The 18,237-nt window shown below is 36.0% G+C and carries 13 protein-coding genes; 9 read left to right on the top strand and 4 right to left on the bottom strand.

Annotated features, from left to right (window positions below):
- Nucleotides 1-70: 70 nt before the first annotated feature.
- Both Ana3638_RS00155 and Ana3638_RS00150 read right to left on the bottom strand, forming a co-directional pair.
- Nucleotides 71-1,345 carry a metallopeptidase TldD-related protein gene (locus Ana3638_RS00155; RefSeq protein WP_161835963.1) on the bottom strand — a complete coding sequence of 425 codons (1,275 nt, stop codon included), beginning with the start codon at nt 1,343-1,345 and terminating at the stop codon, nt 71-73.
- Nucleotides 1,346-1,488: 143 nt separating this feature from the next.
- A complete protein-coding gene (locus Ana3638_RS00150) occupies nt 1,489-2,868 on the bottom strand; it encodes a TldD/PmbA family protein (RefSeq protein WP_281352859.1) in 1,380 nt (459 codons plus the stop codon).
- A 555-nt stretch (nt 2,869-3,423) separates the two neighbouring features.
- Here Ana3638_RS00150 and nagE point away from each other — a divergent pair.
- The 5 genes from nagE (at nt 3,424) to ptsP (ending at nt 10,991) form a co-directional block, all read left to right on the top strand.
- Entirely contained in the window at nt 3,424-4,848 is a 1,425-nt protein-coding gene (gene nagE / locus Ana3638_RS00145) for an N-acetylglucosamine-specific PTS transporter subunit IIBC (RefSeq protein ID WP_202621543.1), read from the top strand.
- 397 nt (nt 4,849-5,245) lie between these two features.
- Nucleotides 5,246-6,079: a BglG family transcription antiterminator LicT gene (gene licT / locus Ana3638_RS00140; RefSeq protein ID WP_161835961.1), complete on the top strand. Its 834-nt coding sequence runs from the start codon at nt 5,246-5,248 to the stop codon at nt 6,077-6,079.
- A 408-nt stretch (nt 6,080-6,487) separates the two neighbouring features.
- On the top strand, nt 6,488-8,650 hold the full coding sequence (locus tag Ana3638_RS00135) for a PTS transporter subunit IIABC (protein WP_161835959.1): 2,163 nt from the start codon (nt 6,488-6,490) through the stop codon (nt 8,648-8,650).
- 256 nt (nt 8,651-8,906) lie between these two features.
- The gene (locus tag Ana3638_RS00130) at nt 8,907-9,164 is read left to right on the top strand and encodes an HPr family phosphocarrier protein (protein WP_161835957.1); all 258 of its coding nucleotides are present in this window, start codon (nt 8,907-8,909) and stop codon (nt 9,162-9,164) included.
- Nucleotides 9,165-9,344: 180 nt separating this feature from the next.
- A complete protein-coding gene (ptsP, locus tag Ana3638_RS00125) occupies nt 9,345-10,991 on the top strand; it encodes a phosphoenolpyruvate--protein phosphotransferase (protein WP_161835955.1) in 1,647 nt (548 codons plus the stop codon).
- 45 nt (nt 10,992-11,036) lie between these two features.
- Here ptsP and Ana3638_RS24535 read toward each other — a convergent pair whose 3' ends face one another.
- A complete protein-coding gene (locus Ana3638_RS24535; RefSeq protein WP_202621542.1) occupies nt 11,037-12,062 on the bottom strand; it encodes a hypothetical protein in 1,026 nt (341 codons plus the stop codon).
- Nucleotides 12,063-12,280: 218 nt separating this feature from the next.
- Here Ana3638_RS24535 and Ana3638_RS24530 point away from each other — a divergent pair, with 218 nt between their 5' ends.
- Nucleotides 12,281-12,697 (top strand): hypothetical protein, encoded by a 417-nt coding sequence (locus Ana3638_RS24530; RefSeq protein ID WP_202621541.1) that lies wholly within the window; start codon nt 12,281-12,283, stop codon nt 12,695-12,697.
- 116 nt (nt 12,698-12,813) lie between these two features.
- Here Ana3638_RS24530 and Ana3638_RS00110 read toward each other — a convergent pair whose 3' ends face one another.
- Nucleotides 12,814-13,986 (bottom strand): iron-containing alcohol dehydrogenase, encoded by a 1,173-nt coding sequence (locus Ana3638_RS00110; RefSeq protein WP_161835953.1) that lies wholly within the window; start codon nt 13,984-13,986, stop codon nt 12,814-12,816.
- A gap of 452 nt (nt 13,987-14,438) precedes the next feature.
- On the opposite strand from Ana3638_RS00110, the gene Ana3638_RS00105 reads away from it, so the two are divergent.
- The 3 genes from Ana3638_RS00105 (at nt 14,439) to Ana3638_RS00095 (ending at nt 17,725) form a co-directional block, all read left to right on the top strand.
- The gene (locus tag Ana3638_RS00105; protein WP_161835951.1) at nt 14,439-15,161 is read left to right on the top strand and encodes a helicase domain-containing protein; all 723 of its coding nucleotides are present in this window, start codon (nt 14,439-14,441) and stop codon (nt 15,159-15,161) included.
- A gap of 26 nt (nt 15,162-15,187) precedes the next feature.
- On the top strand, nt 15,188-16,669 hold the full coding sequence (locus Ana3638_RS27215; protein ID WP_456298142.1) for a HelD family protein: 1,482 nt from the start codon (nt 15,188-15,190) through the stop codon (nt 16,667-16,669).
- A 246-nt stretch (nt 16,670-16,915) separates the two neighbouring features.
- Nucleotides 16,916-17,725, top strand: a complete 810-nt coding sequence (locus tag Ana3638_RS00095) for a helix-turn-helix domain-containing protein (protein ID WP_161835947.1) — start codon at nt 16,916-16,918, stop codon at nt 17,723-17,725.
- The last annotated feature ends 512 nt before the right edge of the window (nt 17,726-18,237 follow it).

Below are 18,237 nucleotides of genomic sequence, written 5' to 3'. Positions count from 1 at the left end.
CTTTACCTAACCGCTTTTCCGGGTTGTATATTTACGATTTGTGCAGCCGGTCCTATAGATCTATGGGAAATTAAGCTCCGGCAACATTTACTTTCTCAAATTTCACTGCGTATGGTCCCTCATATCCATTTTCAATCTGTTTTTCCTTTGAAAAGACAAGATTTTTCTGTGCTTCTAAGAGACTGCCGTTAATTGATCCGCCGGTCACCGGCGTTACACTGCCGCCGTCACTTAAAAAGGCAAGGCGGATTTCACCGGCAAAATGACCGGAAAAGGTATCCATCTGAAAATCGGAAAAGTTAACCACATGCAGATATTTACCGGTTTTCATTTCCGAAAAAGATTTTGTGCCGGACGGAACGGAAAAGTTATGATAGATTCCGGTGGGTTTTGTGCCGAGGTAATAAGAAAAACGGCTGTTTCCGTGTATGGTCTGTAAAATACCGTCTTTTAACAGGGGACGGTTTATCATAGGGATACCCTCACTACTGTAAGGGTCTTTCGCTTTTAAGGTGATTGTCAAAAGTTCACCGGACAGATCCTCTCCCTGTACCTGGCTTCCTACCTGATAATTGGAATATTTTGGATAGATCATACTGGCAGAAGAACGGTCGATATAATAATCAAAGATATCCTTTACATATCTGCCGGATAACAGAACGGTATATTCACCGGCAGCAGGGGCAGATTTTGCCTGTGCACGTGCTTTCGTCATTTCCAGAGTCTGCTTTACCTTTTCCTTTAAAGCTTCCGTATCCAGTTCATCATAAGAAAAATTCTGGTAAGTCTCTACATCCTGGGGAGTTATACATTGCACTACAAACTCACCTTTAACCGAATATTTTTCATAACTTACATCAATTCCGTTAGAATTCATAATATGGCAGGTTGTCTTTTCCGTAAATAGTTCGGCGGAATTAAGAAAAGTATCTTCCATTATATCCTCAGAAAATAAAGCTTCAGCCATTTTGCCTGCAGTTTCAACCAAAGTATTATGACTCAGAGAACTATCCATGTTTACTAATTCTTCTTTTTTACCGGAAGGCAGTTCGTAGAAAGGATTACATACGAAAGAAGCAGCATAATAAGCTTTTTTAATGGTTTCGTATACTTCCTCGTCTGACATTCCGCTGTAGATACCGGCAAAAGAAGAACCTCTCATTTTAATGCCGTTTTTATCAAAATCGTGATATACCGTTACGTTATAATGATGTACATCTTTTTGCCTTCTTAGGTCCAGTTTCTTTTTGATAAAAAATAATTCTACGGATTCATTTCTGTTTTCATTTATTAAATAAGCCGATATATTATTTTGTTTTAAAGCTGATAATATTTTATGTAACAAATAGCACCAATCCTTTCTATCTATAATTTTTCAGGTTAATAGCATCAGTTTTTTAGGCCACTGACGTTTTTTGCAACTTTGTAGGGTAAATTGTTATCCAAGACGAATTTTCGCTTTTATATAAGGACCTCCATCCGAAACTTTCACCCATTCCTTATAACCTTTACCGCAGAAACCTCCGCCCCAAGTTTTATATTATCTGATATCATGGAAATGGATTTTAATAAATCAGGTACATAACCGGTTAAAACAATTGGGGAATAAATTTTTCCAGTCAGTTTTCCGTCTTTGATTTCTCTTGCTATATTAACCATACATTGAATTCCCCAGTTTTTGGGATCTTCCATACCGCTGCTTGCATTTTCCAATAAAAATCCATGTGAAACAGAAGCAATCATATCCTCCAGTTTATCTTTTCCGGCTTCAAAATAAGTATTGGTCATTCTGGTATAAGCTTTTCTTTCATAACTTTCACGCCTGCCGTTACCGGTTGGCGGTGTGGATAAAAACATAGCTGTCTGGCTGTCACTGATACCCCGTTTTAAAATACCTTTATCTATAATAATAGTATCCCGGGACATAACACCCTCATCATCAAAGAAGTAAGTCGCCGTCTCATTTGCTGCAGCAGCTCCATCATGCATGGTAATAAGGGGGGAAGCTACGTATTCGCCAATATACTGTTTAGCTAACGCACGGTCTTTAACAAACATATCCATTTCAACACCGTGGCCAAAAGCTTCATGTACGATCATTCCGGTAACTTCCGGAGTACAGATGCAGTCATATTCCCCTGGTTTAATGGGTTCACTGTCTAACAATTCCAGTGCGGTTTTAGCTGCGGCCTTTACGTCCTCTCTCATTTCGGACAGCATTTCCGTTCCTCCCAGATTCGAGTAACCTTTAAAATAATACTTTATTTCTTCTCCTCTGGAGGCCATAACCATGAGACTTCCGGTTGTCCATAAAATATTCTGTTCCATATCCTTATTTTTTGATAAAAACAATTTATGAAGCTGTTGATATCTTAAAGAAGCAGAACAGTCTAATATTTTTTCGTCAAAAGCTCTGCCCTCCTCGCTTAATTTGGTTAAAAGTCCTATGATTTTTTCATCTCCCAGTTCTTCCGGATTTTGTATGTATTCGGTGCTTTCTTCTATAGTTTTTGCTTCATCTGAAAGTACCTTATATTCACTTTCCTTAATACCGGCAGGGAGATGTTTTTTTAAGGGTATTACACTATTATGAATCTCATTAAGTATATGGGGAATCTTATCCATGGTAATTTCATTAAATGAGTATTCTCCATAACTGGTTCCGTCATAAACTTTCGCTACAAATCCACGCCCGCTTAAAATATCATCTTCCGAAATAGTGGTTCCCCGATTTGATACACTGTAAATCATGGCTTTGGAATCCGATGCAAGTATGGAAGCATAACCGTAATGTTCGAGCAGACTGTCCAGAAGAGACTTCAGTAACGGTTTTGCCTGTTTTAAATAGTGGCTTGACTTTACTTTCATTCTAATTTACCTATTCCTTTCGTTATCTCTTTTAACTTATTAAGAATTTCTTTCCTGTATTATATGCCCACTGGGAGATAATGTCAACTTGAGCGGTTACTTCATAAATACCTGCATAACTTTATATTGATAAGGACTTTTATCAGAAGTTTTTGAAAAGTAGGAAAATTAAAAGTGTAAGTAGGGTAAATATATAAGATGCCTAAAAAATATTAATATATATTAAATAATATAAGCTATATGTATATGAAAAAACGTTGTTTGTTAATTTCAGTGGTAAAAAGTATTTAAAATTAAAAATAAAATTAAAGATAATATGCATAAAATGACTAAATGGCGAATATCTATATAATAGGGTTGTTACTGGTAGAGCAGGCAAGACCAAATTTTATGAAATCATAGGGCTATTTCATAAGGTTTGGTTTTTTTTAGGTACAAAGGTGTTTCTTAAAAAACAAAGGCTTAATGGTACACAGGAAGATTTAAGAAAATACATAAGTGATATTCGAATTCTATTAGCTGTAATAATACAGCACTATAAAGGAGGAGTTTATTATGATGAAGTATCTTCAAAGACTGGGAAAATCTTTAATGTTACCGGTTGCCACCCTTCCAGCTGCAGGTATTTTAATGGGAATCGGCTATTGGATCGATCCAACAGGATGGGGATCCAATAACGTAGTAGCGGCCTTCCTTGTAAAAGGCGGCGGAGCTTTAATTAACAATATACCATTATTATTTGCCATTGGCGTAGCAATTGGAATGGCTGATGACAAAGACGGGACTTCTGCACTCGCCGGTTTAGTTTCCTGGTTATTAATTACAACTTTACTTGCCAGTGATGCAATTGCCATGTATACAGGCGCGGAAGCTGATCCTGCATTCAGCCATATTCAGAATGCGTTTATCGGAATCCTATCCGGTTTAATCGGTTCGTCCTGTTACAACAGGTTTAAAAATACCAAATTACCGGATTATCTGTCATTTTTCGGTGGAAAGAGAAGTGTTGCCATTGTAACTGCAGGTTTTTCTATCTTAGCAAGTGTAATTTTATTCTTCATCTGGCCGGTTGTTTATAATGCATTAGTTGCTTTTGGTATCGCCATAATGGGAACAGGTGCTCTAGGAGCCGGTATTTATGCTTTCTTTAACAGACTTTTAATTCCAATCGGACTGCATCATGCCCTTAATTCCGTATTTTGGTCTGACGTTGCCGGGATTAATGATCTGGCTAATTTCTGGGCAGGTAAAGGTGAACTTGGTAAGACAGGCATGTACATGTCAGGTTTCTTCCCGATAATGATGTTTGGTTTGCCAGGTGGCGCTCTGGCTATGTACCATACTGCGAAGACAAAAAATAAAAAGATTGCAGCCGGCCTGTTAGCATCAGCTGCTCTTTGTTCTTTCTTAACCGGTGTTACGGAACCTTTGGAATTTTCTTTTATGTTTTTAGCACCTGTATTATATGTTGTGCATGCATTATTAACTGGTATTTCCGCAGCGATCGTTGCACTGCTTCCGGCAAGAGCAGGATTTAATTTCAGCGCCGGTTTAATTGACTATATTCTTAGTTTCCGTTCGCCTATGGCATTAAATCCGTTATTATTACTTCCGGTCGGTGTAGGATTCAGTGTAATTTACTACTTTGTTTTCCGAATTGTGATTAAGGCATTTAATCTTAAGACACCGGGCAGGGAAGACGATGAGGAAGATGAACTTAAAGTTAATTTAGCAAACAACGACTTTACGGCAGTTGCAGCAATTATATTAGAGGGTCTGGGCGGCAAAGAGAACGTTACCAGTGTAGATAATTGTGTTACCAGGCTTCGTCTAGAAATTAAAGACTATACCAGAGTTAATGAGAAAAAGATTAAATCTGCCGGTGTTGCAGGTGTTATAAGGCCTAGTAAGACCAGTGTACAGGTGGTTATCGGACCAAAAGTACAATTTGTAGCGGATGAATTTAATAAACTGCTGTAAAATGTTAACCATTTAAGTTTCGGGTATTAAATTTAATTAACTTTTATGGTCATTGAAAAATATCCATGTAAATAGGTACTACAATACTAATTTAGTTAGGGCAGCAGCTATTACATGGATATTTTAAAATTTTGTATAAAATAAATGAAACAGGTTACAATAATAACATTATTTACTAATCCAATTAGTAGTTGACAATATAATTGCATAATGTTAAAATCATATTCGAAAGTTAATAAATAGGATTGTGACTGTTTACACAGGCAAGACCGACTTGGTAATAACATAATATTACGAGGTTAGGTCTTTTTTATCGTATAAGGAAATTGTCACTTAAGTAGACAGCGCGAAATATAAACGTGCCGATACTTTGTTCAAATGAATGCGAGGACTAGGAATGTATAAGATAACAAAAATTATAAATAACAATTTTGTATGTTCTGTTAATGAGAAAGGCGAAGAAATTATTTTAAGAGGTCCTGGCATTGGCTTTCAAAAGAAAAGTAATGATATAGCAGAAGAAAGTAAAATTGAAAAGATATATAGCATGTCTTCTAAGTCTATGCTGAATAAACTGCAGAGTTTGGTGGATAATATACCATTAGAGCACATTCAGGTCTGTACGGAAATAATTGAAGATATTAAATTACATTTGAATAAAAAATTAAATGATAATATTTATATAACTTTAACAGATCACTTAAGTTTTGCAATTGAAAGACAGCGCTTAAAACTGGAGTATAAGAATGCTCTTTTATGGGAAATAAAAAAGTTTTATCAAACTGAATATCAAATGGGTTTGCGTGCATTAGATATCATTAAAGACAGACTTGGTGTGGATCTTTTGGAAGATGAAGCCGGTTTTATAGCACTTCATATCGTAAATGCGGAATTAGATACCAATATTAGTGATATGATGAAAATAACAACTTTGATCCAGGATATTTTAGAGCTGACAAAAAATTATTATAAAATTGAACTGGATGAAGAATCTTTGCATTATGAGAGGTTTATCACCCATTTAAAATATTTTGGCCAAAGGTTATTTCAAAATAAGACGGTTAAGGATGATGACTTTCAGCTGCAGAAGATGATTAAAACAAGTTATAGTAAGGATTACCAATGTGCTGAAATCATCAATAATTACATTAAAGAAAAATTTCACCGGGAATTGACTGGGGAAGAAATGATGTTTTTAACAATACATTTGAAGAGAATTACCATGGAATAAAGATGGATTGTGACTGGTTATGCAGGCAAGACCTAATTAGGAATAATTGGGTCTTTTTTTATTTACGCGAAAGCAAAGTGAGAATTAGCAAGCTTGCTTGCAATAATTCGAACGCGCACGCGAACCGGGGAAACTCGCGAAGCGTGTTTCTTCCGGTTTACATGAAAGCAAAGTGTGAATTAGCAAGCTTGCTTGCAATAATTCGAACGCGCACGCGAACCGGAGAAACTCGCGAAGCGTGTTTCTTCCGGTTTACGCGAAAGCAAAGTGAGAATTAGCAAGCTTGCTTGCAATAATTCGAACGGACACGCGAACCGGAGAAACTCGAAAAGCGTGTTTCTTCCGGTTTAACTGTTTCGGTTATTTTCGAAAGCAAAATTATTAATCAACAATTTGGAGGAATCTTGAATGAAAGACAAACTGTTTGGAGTTTTACAACGTGTCGGCAGATCCTTTATGCTGCCAATTGCTATATTACCTATAGCAGGTTTATTTTTAGGTATCGGTGGATCCTTTACGAATGAAACCATGTTAGAGACCTATAATTTATTAAATATATTAGGGCCCGGCACCTTTGCTTATGCAATACTCACAGTGCTTAAAGCAGCGGGTTCCATAGTATTTGATAATCTTCCTGTCATATTTGCCATTGGTGTTGCAATCGGTATGGCTAAAAAAGAAAAAGAGGTTGCAGCGTTAGCAGGTGCGATTGCATTCTTTATCATGCATGCGTCCATTGGTGCCATGATTGAAATTAACGGCGGAACGGAAGCTATGTTAGCCGGTTCCACAGCTTCCGTCTTGGGTATTACATCCCTGCAGATGGGGGTTTTCGGCGGTATTATTGTTGGACTTGGAGTTGCCGCCTTACACAACCGTTTTTATAAAATAGAACTACCACAGGTATTGTCTTTCTTTGGCGGTACCAGATTTGTTCCGATTATTTCGGCAATTGTTTATTTAGGTGTTGGCATTTTAATGTTTTATATATGGCCAACGGTACAGAGCGGTATTTACTCCGTAGGTAATTTAGTTCGTAATTCCGGTTATGCAGGTACTATGTTATACGGAATCATGGAAAGAGCATTAATACCCTTTGGTTTACATCATGTATTTTATCTGCCATTCTGGCAGACAGCAGTGGGCGGGACCGCAACGATTGGCGGTCAGGTAATAGAAGGGGCCCAGAATATTTTCTTTGCTGAATTAGGAGCGAAGGATATCGTTCATTTTAACGTAGAAGCTACCAGATTTATGTCAGGAAAATTCCCGTTTATGATTTTTGGGTTACCGGGGGCAGCACTTGCCATGTATCACTGTGCTAAGGACAGTAAGAAAAAAGTTGTCGGCGGGTTACTTATTTCAGCCGCATTAACTTCAGTTTTAACCGGTATCACAGAACCCATAGAATTTACTTTCCTTTTTGTTGCTCCAATCCTTTATGTGATACACTGTGTTTTTGCAGGTGCGGCTTATATGTTCATGCATATGCTTAATGTAGGTGTAGGTATGACATTCTCCGGCGGTTTTATTGATATGTTTCTGTTTGGAATCTTACAGGGCAATGCAAAAACAAATTGGATCAATATTGTTTTAGTAGGTATTGTTTATTTCATTGTTTATTATTTCTTATTTAAGTTCTTAATCTTAAAATTTAATTTTAAAACGCCGGGGCGTGAAGATGATGACCAGGAAACAAAGTTATATACCAGAGCTGACGTAAATGCTGCTAAGGAAAATAAAGCAAAGGATAAAACAGCCGGAAGTGATGAGGTATCTGCATTAATTGTCCGGGGTCTTGGCGGAAGCGGTAATATCAGTGATGTTGACTGTTGTGCAACAAGATTACGTATTACGGTAAATAATTCGAATATAATTAAAGAAGAAGATCTAAAGAAAAGCGGCGCGGCCGGAGTAATTAAAAAAGGTAACGGAATTCAGGTTATATACGGACCGAGGGTTACGGTAATTAAATCAAACCTGGAGGATTATTTAAGTCATGGCGGCAATGGTTTAGAGACAGAAGATGAAATATCTGAACAGGAAGAAACGCCGGTCCGGAATGAGATAAAAGACAAGGTTGATGTTACAGGGGGAAATGAAATGAGAGAAGAAAAAGAAATAACCATTTTTTCACCGATCGAAGGGAAAGCAGTCACGTTGGAAAAAGTAAGTGACGGCGTATTTTCCAGCGGTATGTTAGGCAACGGTATTGCCATTGAACCAACAAAGGGAAGAGCAGTGGCTCCCATAGAGGGTACTGTATCCACTGTCTTTGAGACAAAACACGCAATTGGTATCACATCGGATAATGGGGTGGAAATCCTGATTCATATTGGTCTTGATACGGTGCAGCTAAACGGCAAGCATTATACAACTCATGTAAAAACCGGAGAACACGTTAAAACCGGAGACTTGTTGGTAGAATTTGATATGGAAAATATTAAATTGGAAGGTTATCCGGTCATTACACCGGTTATCATTACCAATACAACAGATTATAAGCAGGTAAAAGGTATTATCACAGGAGAGGTTAAAGAAAAAGAGCCGATCATAAAAATAAGCAAATAAAATAATGATTTAAAAATATATAAAATTAAAATAATAAATTACTGAAATAATAAATAATGTTAAAAGCTGTAGAAAAGGATTATAATAATCCGAACATCAGCAGAATCACTGGTTAATATTATTTACTGGATATTTAAAGCGTATTATAAAAATTCAGAGAAACTGTTATATTTAAGATGTATTTTAAAATTATAAGTCGTTTCAGTGGTGCAGATTAAATATAACAGTTTCTTTCAATCAAAAAGGAGAATAAAAAATGAAGGAATTCGACTATACAATTAAAGATGAACTTGGTATTCACGCAAGGCCTGCAGGAATGTTAGTGAAAGAAGCAGGGAAATTTACCTCGAACATAACCATAATAAAAGGTGATAAAACGGCAGATATTAAGAGATTGTTTGCATTGATGGGTTTGGGAGTTAAAAATGGAGATACGGTAACCGTTAAAATGGATGGTACTGATGAAGAAGCCGCATATGATTCTTTAAAAAAATTTTTTGAAGCCAACCTTTAGGTTATTGCGAAACTATATAGTTTTATGAATATACCATACCATTAATACGAATTTCATATCTTCAGTTGCCCTTTGGGCAAGATTCAACTCTGAAATTGTATTAATTGTATGGTATATAAATACAATTATCTTGTTTCGCAATTATCTATATATAAAACCTTAAATGTATGGAGGAGTTTTATGGAGGTAATAAAAGGTAAAAGCGTTTTTGGTGGAATTGTTATCGGCAAAATTGCTTTTTATAAAAAATCAAATGAAAAAATAAAACGTTATAAGGTAGATAAACCGGAAGAAGAAGTCACCCGTTTCGATAATGCCAAACAGACTGCGTTATTACAATTAGATGAACTTTATAAAAAAGCCCTGACAGAAGTGGGAGAAGCTAATGCTGCCATTGTACAGGTTCACCAGATGATGATTGAAGATTTGGATTATCTGGATTCCATAAAAAATATCATATTAACCCAGGGTGTAAATGCGGAATATGCAGTAGGCGTTACAGGAGATAATTTTTCCCAGATGTTTTCTACCATGGAAGATGAATATATGAAAGAACGCGCGGCTGATGTTTTGGATATTTCAAACCGCATCGTCAGAGTTCTTAATAAAGAAGAGGATGGCAGATTTAAATTAACGGAGCCGGTTATTATTGCTGCAGATGATTTAGCGCCCAGCGAAACAATCCAACTGGACAAAAATATGGTATTGTCGTTTATAACCAGGCAGGGCTCCACAAACTCCCATACTGCTATATTAGCGCGAACCATGAATATTCCTGCTGTTATCGGTATCGGTGAGGAATTAAAACAGGAATATGACGGTAAGTATGCCATTATCGATGGATTTACCGGAACAATTTATATAGAACCGGAAGAAAACGTTTTAAAAGAAATGGAAGTTAAGAAAAAGCAGGATGAAGAGAAAAAGATTCTCTTACAGAAATTAAGGGGTCAGGAGAATATAACGATTGACGGTAAAAAAATTAATATCTATGCCAATATCGGCAATTCCACGGATATCGGAGCCGTCCTTAAAAATGATGCGGGAGGAATTGGATTATTCCGCAGTGAATTCTTATATCTGGAAAAGGATACTTTTCCCACGGAAGATGAACAGTTTGCTATCTATAAATATGTGGCGGAGAGCATGGCTGGCAAAAAAGTCATTATCCGTACCTTGGATATTGGGGCTGATAAGCAGGTAGGATATTTTGATCTGCCTTTGGAAGAAAACCCGGCTTTAGGGTATCGTGCCATCCGTATCTGCCTTACCGTAAAGGATATCTTTAAAACCCAGTTGAGAGCCCTTTACAGAGCTTCCGCTTATGGTAATATAGCTATCATGTTCCCCATGATTACTTCATTGGAAGAAGTGAAAGAGATTAAAGAAATTATACAGGAGGTAAAAGCCGAACTGGCTGAAACCGGCATAGATTTTAAGGATAATCTGGAGCTGGGTATTATGATAGAAACTCCGGCAGCTGTTATGATTAGCGATTTACTTGCTAAGGAAGTGGATTTCTTTAGTATCGGAACCAATGACCTGACTCAGTATACCTTAGCAATTGACAGGCAAAATCCGAAACTGGACAAATTCTATAATCCTCATCACCCGGCCATACTTCGTATGATTCAGTTAACCGCTGACAATGCCCATAAAAATGGCAAGTGGATTGGTATCTGCGGTGAATTGGCGGGGGATTTGTCGTTAACCGAAACATTTTTAAAGATGGGAATTGATGAATTGTCCGTTTCTCCGGGATTGGTATTAGGACTTCGAAATAAAGTGAGGGAATCGGATGTAAGTAAAATCTTAAAAAATTGGTAATATATCCGAAAAAGGAATGTATATGAACTGTCCAAGTGAGTAAACTTAAGACAGTTCATATTTTTTATGCATTTTTTTATCATTGTGACAAGGCTGCGTGGATATGGAACCTAATGAATCTAATTTGGCATAGAGTATATGCTCTAACTGTGTGATATTCATTATGGTTTTGTTAATAGATTTATTCACTTCCAGCATGTCGTTAATGTTGTCAGCCATCTGATTTGTCTTCTGAATTTTTTCACCTAATCCATTGAGTATATGAGACAGAGCGGTCTCAACCAGAGCAATGGATTCGATTAAATCACTGATACTTTGTTCTTTATTTTGGGGGTCGTTGGTTGTATAGGAATATTTATAATTACATTTGCATAATTCTATACCGCGGGCGTTCAAATGGTATTGCAGCAGACGTGGATAGCAGTTATTTTTAGTTGCTAAAATAAAAATGGTCAATTCCTTTTTTTCTTTATCGCTTTCAGAATATAAAATTATATCTTCAACCCGGTATACTTTAGATAAAGAAAATACTTCGATCAGGGCTCCACTATCTGAGAATAGGGCTATGTTTGGTTCCTTCCCTGTATATATGGAAACAATATAGTAGGGGGCTATGGATAAAACGGCATTGTAATACCCTTTCCGTGCAGATGAAAGACATTTGGTATCTCCGTTTTTCTGTATTTCTATAATGGAATCCTTATATGTTACCAGGAGCAAATTTTTGTCGCAATTAAAGGATAAACCGGATAAGGCGCCGAATAACCGAGTGCATTTATTTATCCGTATTCTATCTATTTCTTTCATATCGGTATCAAGTTTATATAGAAGATCATTTATATTAGCAACAGAGGCCCAAAAACAATTTTCAATATTATCATAACATATGCAGCTGTATTGTTTATTCAACTTTATAATATCCACTTGCCTTAAAGACATATCAAATTTAGAAATGCTTAAATTTTGGGGCATAGTCAGATAAAAGTAGCAACCGTCAAAGGCGATTCCTTTATAGAGCATATATGAATCGGTAGGAAGTGGAAATAAACCATACGGTTCCAATATGTTCATTGATAATCCCTCCATTTTCTACAATATTCGATAAATATATATTAATATATGCAGGACTATATATATTAGAAACTCGAAAAAAAGCTTAAAAGTAAATAATGGGAGAAAATTAATTATATTATGTCGATTCCATTAACATATGAGTAAATTCTACATAAGATATATAGACATATAACTTATATGTTTCGGAAAAGATTGCTTGAAAAGGGGTGATAGTTATGAGTATGCCTTTCATAATACCGGGATTCGGTACAAGAGAACGGGCAATCACAGACATAATAGAATCTACCGCATTACAGAAAACTGCACTGGCACATATACTGAATGCTGAGGGGGAGAAAATACAGGCAGCTATTATCAGGCCGGGTGTTACTGTAAATAATTTAATTGCTGTAAATGATTCAGTACAGGCTATGATATACGGTATTACCAGGCTGGAATTAACATTGGAAGCAAAATTGACTATCCTGCCGGATTTATCTGTTATAGACACTTTTTTACCGGATTTACCCGTAGCACCGCTAATACCCATAGTGCCGGCTCAGGCTGACAGTGCTGATAACCCCAGTGGTAACAATAGCACTGATAGTACTATCAGTGCTGATAGTGCTGGCAGTACAGTTAAAGAATGCTAGTAAAAGGTGTAGAAATGATTAATTTTGACCATGAAATTTATCGACACACCTAAGGTAGATGTTTTATATTAAAAAGATTGGCCTAGTTTCGCTGCTAGGCCAATCTGGCTTAAATATTAGAAGTTTACTTCTGTTCCATAATAAGTGCAGGTTAATAATTTTTCCATTTCTTCAGGAGTGATAGATCTTGGGTTAGAACCTGTACATGCATCGCTGATAGCAAGCTCAGCAATTGTTTTTACTTTTTCTAAGAATTCGTCTTCTTTAATTCCAAATTCTTTTAAGGTTTTTGGAATATTTAATTTTACATTATATTCATCTATTTTATCACAAAGTGCTTTTACACATTCTGCATCCGTTCCCGTTATTCCAAGACTTCTTGCGATATCTGCATAACGGCTTTCTGCACATTTTGCATTAAATTTAATTACATATGGAAGATAGATAGCATTAGCGCATCCGTGTGGAATATGTCCGGTTGAAAAAGCTGCTCCGGTTTTGTGTGCCATGGAATGTACGATACCTAACAATGCGTTAGAGAAAGCCTGTCCTGCCATACATTGTGCATAATGCATCTGTTCTCTGGCAGTTTTGTCTCCTTTATAGGAAGCAGGAAGATATTCAAATACCATTTGAATTGCTTTTACTGCAAGAGGATCGGTAAAAGGACTGTTAAGGGTAGATACATAAGCTTCAACAGCATGGGTCAATGCATCCATACCGGTATGTGCGGTTAAAGTAGCAGGCATGGTTTCTGCTAAAGAAGGATCAACGATTGCAATATCAGGAGTGATATTAAAATCGGCTAAAGGATATTTAATGCCTTTCGCATAATCAGTAATTACAGCAAATGCAGTTACTTCGGTTGCAGTTCCGGAAGTAGATGGAATTGCTATAAACTGGGCTTTCTGTCTTAAGGTTGGAAATGAGAAAGGTTGAATAATTTCTTCAAAGGTAGTATCAGGATATTCATAAAAAACCCACATAGCTTTTGCTGCGTCAATAGGAGATCCGCCGCCCATAGCAATAATCCAGTCCGGTTCAAATTCTCTCATGGCTGCGGCACCCTTCATAACTGTTTCAACAGAAGGATCTGGTTCTACATTTTCAAAAAGTCTGGTTTCAATTCCAGCTTCTGTTAAATAATTAACTACTTTATCTACAAAACCAAATTTCTTCATGGAACCGCCGCCTAAGATAAGGATAGCTTTTTTACCTTTTATATATTTAAGTTGTTCCAGTGCACCGTCGCCATAATACATATCTCTTGGTAATGTGTATCTCATCATAATATATTCCTCCATGTCGTGAAATGTGTTTTTAACTTCAAAGTGTATTATAACATTGTTAATTTATTAACACAATAACAAATTCGAGTAGTTACTATATAAAAAAACATATGTCATTTTACTTCGCGCATCCCGGTGTTTTGATTTAACCAGATAGTAAATGGGGGAAAAAGGGAATAATCCGGAAAGTACTTACATTGTGTTCGTAGGTCCATAAAAAAAAAGCTACCGAAAATATCCGTTTGAAATCGGATATTTTAAGGCAGACTTCATGATACATCTTAACATATTTAAAAATAAAAGTCTAGTATTAAAATAAAAAATCCATTATTATGTTAAACATACGATAAGAGTAAGCATTTCTATCGTAAAACTTACCATGCGTCAGTTTTCTGCCGCATATATTTCGAACTTAAACAATTAGTTCGCAAAAGACCTATAAGGAGGGTATCATGGAAGAATTAAAAATGGAAGACGACCATTTCATGTCGAGACATGAAGAGCTAAGAAGTGAGTGGAAAAAAGAAGAAAAACATTTGGCAGGATGTGTAGCGGTAATTCAGAAAAATATTGATGAAAACATCCGTAAACTTACAGAAATCAAAGTTGAAACCAAAGAACTCTATGATAATTACCGTTCCGATAATCCGGAGCTTCATAATGATCTGGTAATCGGGCTTAGTATGCAATCCCAGATAGAGCGTACTCTGTATAAAAATATGGCAGCACTAAAAAAGCCGTTTTTCGGACGTATTGATTATATGGAACAAGGGGAGAACATAACCCAACCCAGAGATAATACGGATCAGAAAGATTTCTCCCTTTATATTGGTAAGAATGGTATCAGTAAAACCAGTACGGAAATGATTATTATTGATTGGAGAGCACCGGTTTCCAGTGTCTATTATGACAGTGACATAGGGGAAAGTTCCTACCTTTCACCATTTGGCGATCCCATATATATTATACTAAATTTAAAACGTACCTTTGAAATATCAGACAGTAAATTAGTGGATTTTTATGATACGGATGTAATTGCAAATGATGAATTCCTGACAAAATACCTTGGTAAAAATAAAGAAGTGGTGTTGGGGGAAATCATTGCAACCATTCAAAAAGAGCAGAATGAGATAATAAGAGATACACCCTGGCATAGTGTCATTGTTCAGGGGTAGCCGGAAGCGGAAAAACAACGGTTGCCATGCACCGTATCTCGTATATCCTTTATAATTATAAGGACAGATTCCGTTCCGATGAATTCTATATCATTGGAAGCAATAAAATGCTTCTAAATTATATTACCGGAGTTCTCCCTAATCTGGATGTATATAATATAAACCAGATGACTCTGGAAGAATTCTTAATTCAGCTGCTGGATGAGGATTTTAATATGAAAAAGGGCAAATATGACTTAAGCAATAGTTTTGTGAAACTAAACTCAGTAATACAGTCAGATAATGAGGTGGCTTTAAAACGGTTTAAAGGATCCATCCATTTTATAAAAGCATTGGAATACTATTTAAATCAATATGAGTTAAAAGCTTTGGTACCCAAATCCATCATTTATCATGAAAAGGAGGTCTATTCTAAAACAGAAATTTTAGACTTTCTGTCCATCTTCAAAGAGAAACCATTACAGGAAAAAATAGATTTACTAAATAAAAGGTTAATCAGTAAAATACGCCTGGTCAATGAAAAAGAGCAGCAGGAGAAAGAAGTAATAAATATTGAAGTTAAGAAATTTAAAGATTATTTTGGGAAAAAACAGAGTAAAATCAATCTGATGGACATCTATATGGGTTTCTTAAATGATCTTGCGGAAAATAGGTCCGAGTATGGCAGGTTAAATTTTATAATACCTGACAGTGGGATTATCAGGCTGCTGATTCATAATCTGATTCATAAATCCATCGATTTGTATGATTTAGGCATGTTAACCTATATGAAAAAGCGGCTGAAAATATCCAGAGATTTTGAATTCGTAAGCCATATTGTTGTGGATGAGGCACAGGATTTTGGTGTTTCCGTTTTTTATGTTTTAAAACAACTGTTTAAAGACTGTACCTACACCATAATGGGTGACATTACCCAGAATATTCATTATGATACCGGTATGAATGACTGGGAAACATTAAAAGAAGAAGTTTTCCGTCCTGATAAAGATAAATTTTATATCCTTGCCAAGAGTTACCGTAACACAGTGGAAATTTCAAATTATGCCAGTAAGGTATTAAAACACTGCTCCTTTAAAACCTATGATATCGAGCCGATTATCCGCCACGGAAAAGAAGTATCGGTAGGAAGATTTAAGGATGAAAAAGAGATGCTGCAAAAAACAATAAAGATCATTCATGATAATCTTGAAGGAGGGTATACCACTATTGCTATTATCTGCCGGACCATAGAAGAAACCAGGGAGGTTTATGAGAAATTAAGTAAACATGTAGCGGTAGAACCCCTTAAGGAAGATATGGAAGAGATGAATTTTACCAATGGTATTATGGTGCTTCCCATTCATATGACAAAAGGTTTGGAATTTGATTCGGTTATTTTATGGAATCCGTATGAGGAACGATATCAGGCAAGTGATGCCGATGCCAAACTGTTATATGTGGCGATCACCAGAGCACTGCATGAACTGCATATTGTTTATAAGGATAATCTGGCGAAATTACTACTTTGATTTTCAAAATATAATGAAAGTTGAATATTAAACTTAAGGGTTCTGTATCGGCTCACCATCAGAATACAGGAACAGGATTTATAATAAATTTATATAAGTTCCCTGTTTTTTAAAACTAATTTAGGACAAAATGTAAATTCTGCTTCAAACACATGTTAAATTATGATAAAATAATATTACCCAAATAATAAATGAAGTGCATACGTAGAGATCAAAACCATAAAATTTTATAAATGGAGGGTAACGATGATTCATATAGAATTTATAGAATATGATGCGTCCCATTCGGATGACTTTGTATTTGATATACCGGAGGGGCATGACTGCTGGCTGTTATTGTTAACCCAGACACCTGCAATATTCTTAGTGGATGGAGATTACAGAGAATATCCCTCTAATTGTGCCATACTCTACCGGCCAAAACAAAAGATTTATTACCGTGCGTGTGCAGAAAAATATGCGAATGACTGGATTCGTTTTTATACAGATGAAACTTATGTTACTACAACGCCGATTCGCTGTGGGGTCCCGTTTATGATACGCGACCCGTTGTATTGCCATAAAATATACCAATTACTTGTAACAGAACATGTATTTAATAATAATTTTAAAGATATAACGATTGATAATTTATTAAGAATACTGTTTAATAAACTGCTTGAATCCTATAATTATAAAGCAGTATCTCCTTTATTTAAAAATCTAAACGAATTAAAACTAGAGATATACCATAATCCTAATATAGAATGGACAGTTTCAAAAATGGCGGATAAACTTAATATAAGCGTTGGTTATCTGGAGGATATTTACAAAAGTGCTTTCGGAGTCTCCTGTATGGACGATGTAATAAACAGCCGTATTAATTTAGCCAAAAAATATCTGGTATACGATAATTATACGATAGCAGAGATAGTGACTTTATGTGGATACCGTAATATGGAACATTTTTTTCGCCAGTTTAAAAAAATCACAGGATTAACACCGAATCAATTTCGTAAAAGTCCTTATCAATTATATAAAAAGGAAGAAAATCCAAATAAAATAAATAATATTTAATATCAGGGTACTGTATATGGCTGTGGGGAGTCGTATGGCAAAGTGTGAAAGTTTAATAGACTTTCGCACTTTTTTTAATTTCCGCGAAAGCAAAGTGAGAATTAGCAAGCTTGCTTGCAATAATTCGAACGCGCCCGCGAACCGAAGAAACTCGCGAAGCGTGTTTCTTACGGTTTCCGCGAAAGCAAAGTGAGAATTGGCAAGCTTGCTTGCAATAATTCGAACGCACCCGCGAACCGAAGAAACTCGAAAAGCGTGTTTCTCCCGGTTTCATAGAAAGGTTCTACGAATTTCCAATGAAATAAAAAGACCCGTTTTGTTAGCTGCACAGGAATATTCAAAAGGATAATATCCCTTGGGAAAGTTGTCACGGAAATAACAGTGCGTCAGCGACAGAGTTGGAAAGCCGGTTTTGCATTATTATTTAGATTTTATAGAAAAAAAGAGGAAAGTTATGATGTGTATTTTGTGTGTAATACACCATTTATACTTATAAGGTTTTTGTGAAAATT

The sequence above is a fragment of the Anaerocolumna sedimenticola genome, assembly GCF_009931695.1.
Lineage (GTDB): Bacteria > Bacillota > Clostridia > Lachnospirales > Lachnospiraceae > Anaerocolumna > Anaerocolumna sedimenticola.
This window is presented reverse-complemented; position numbering and strand designations above follow the sequence as displayed.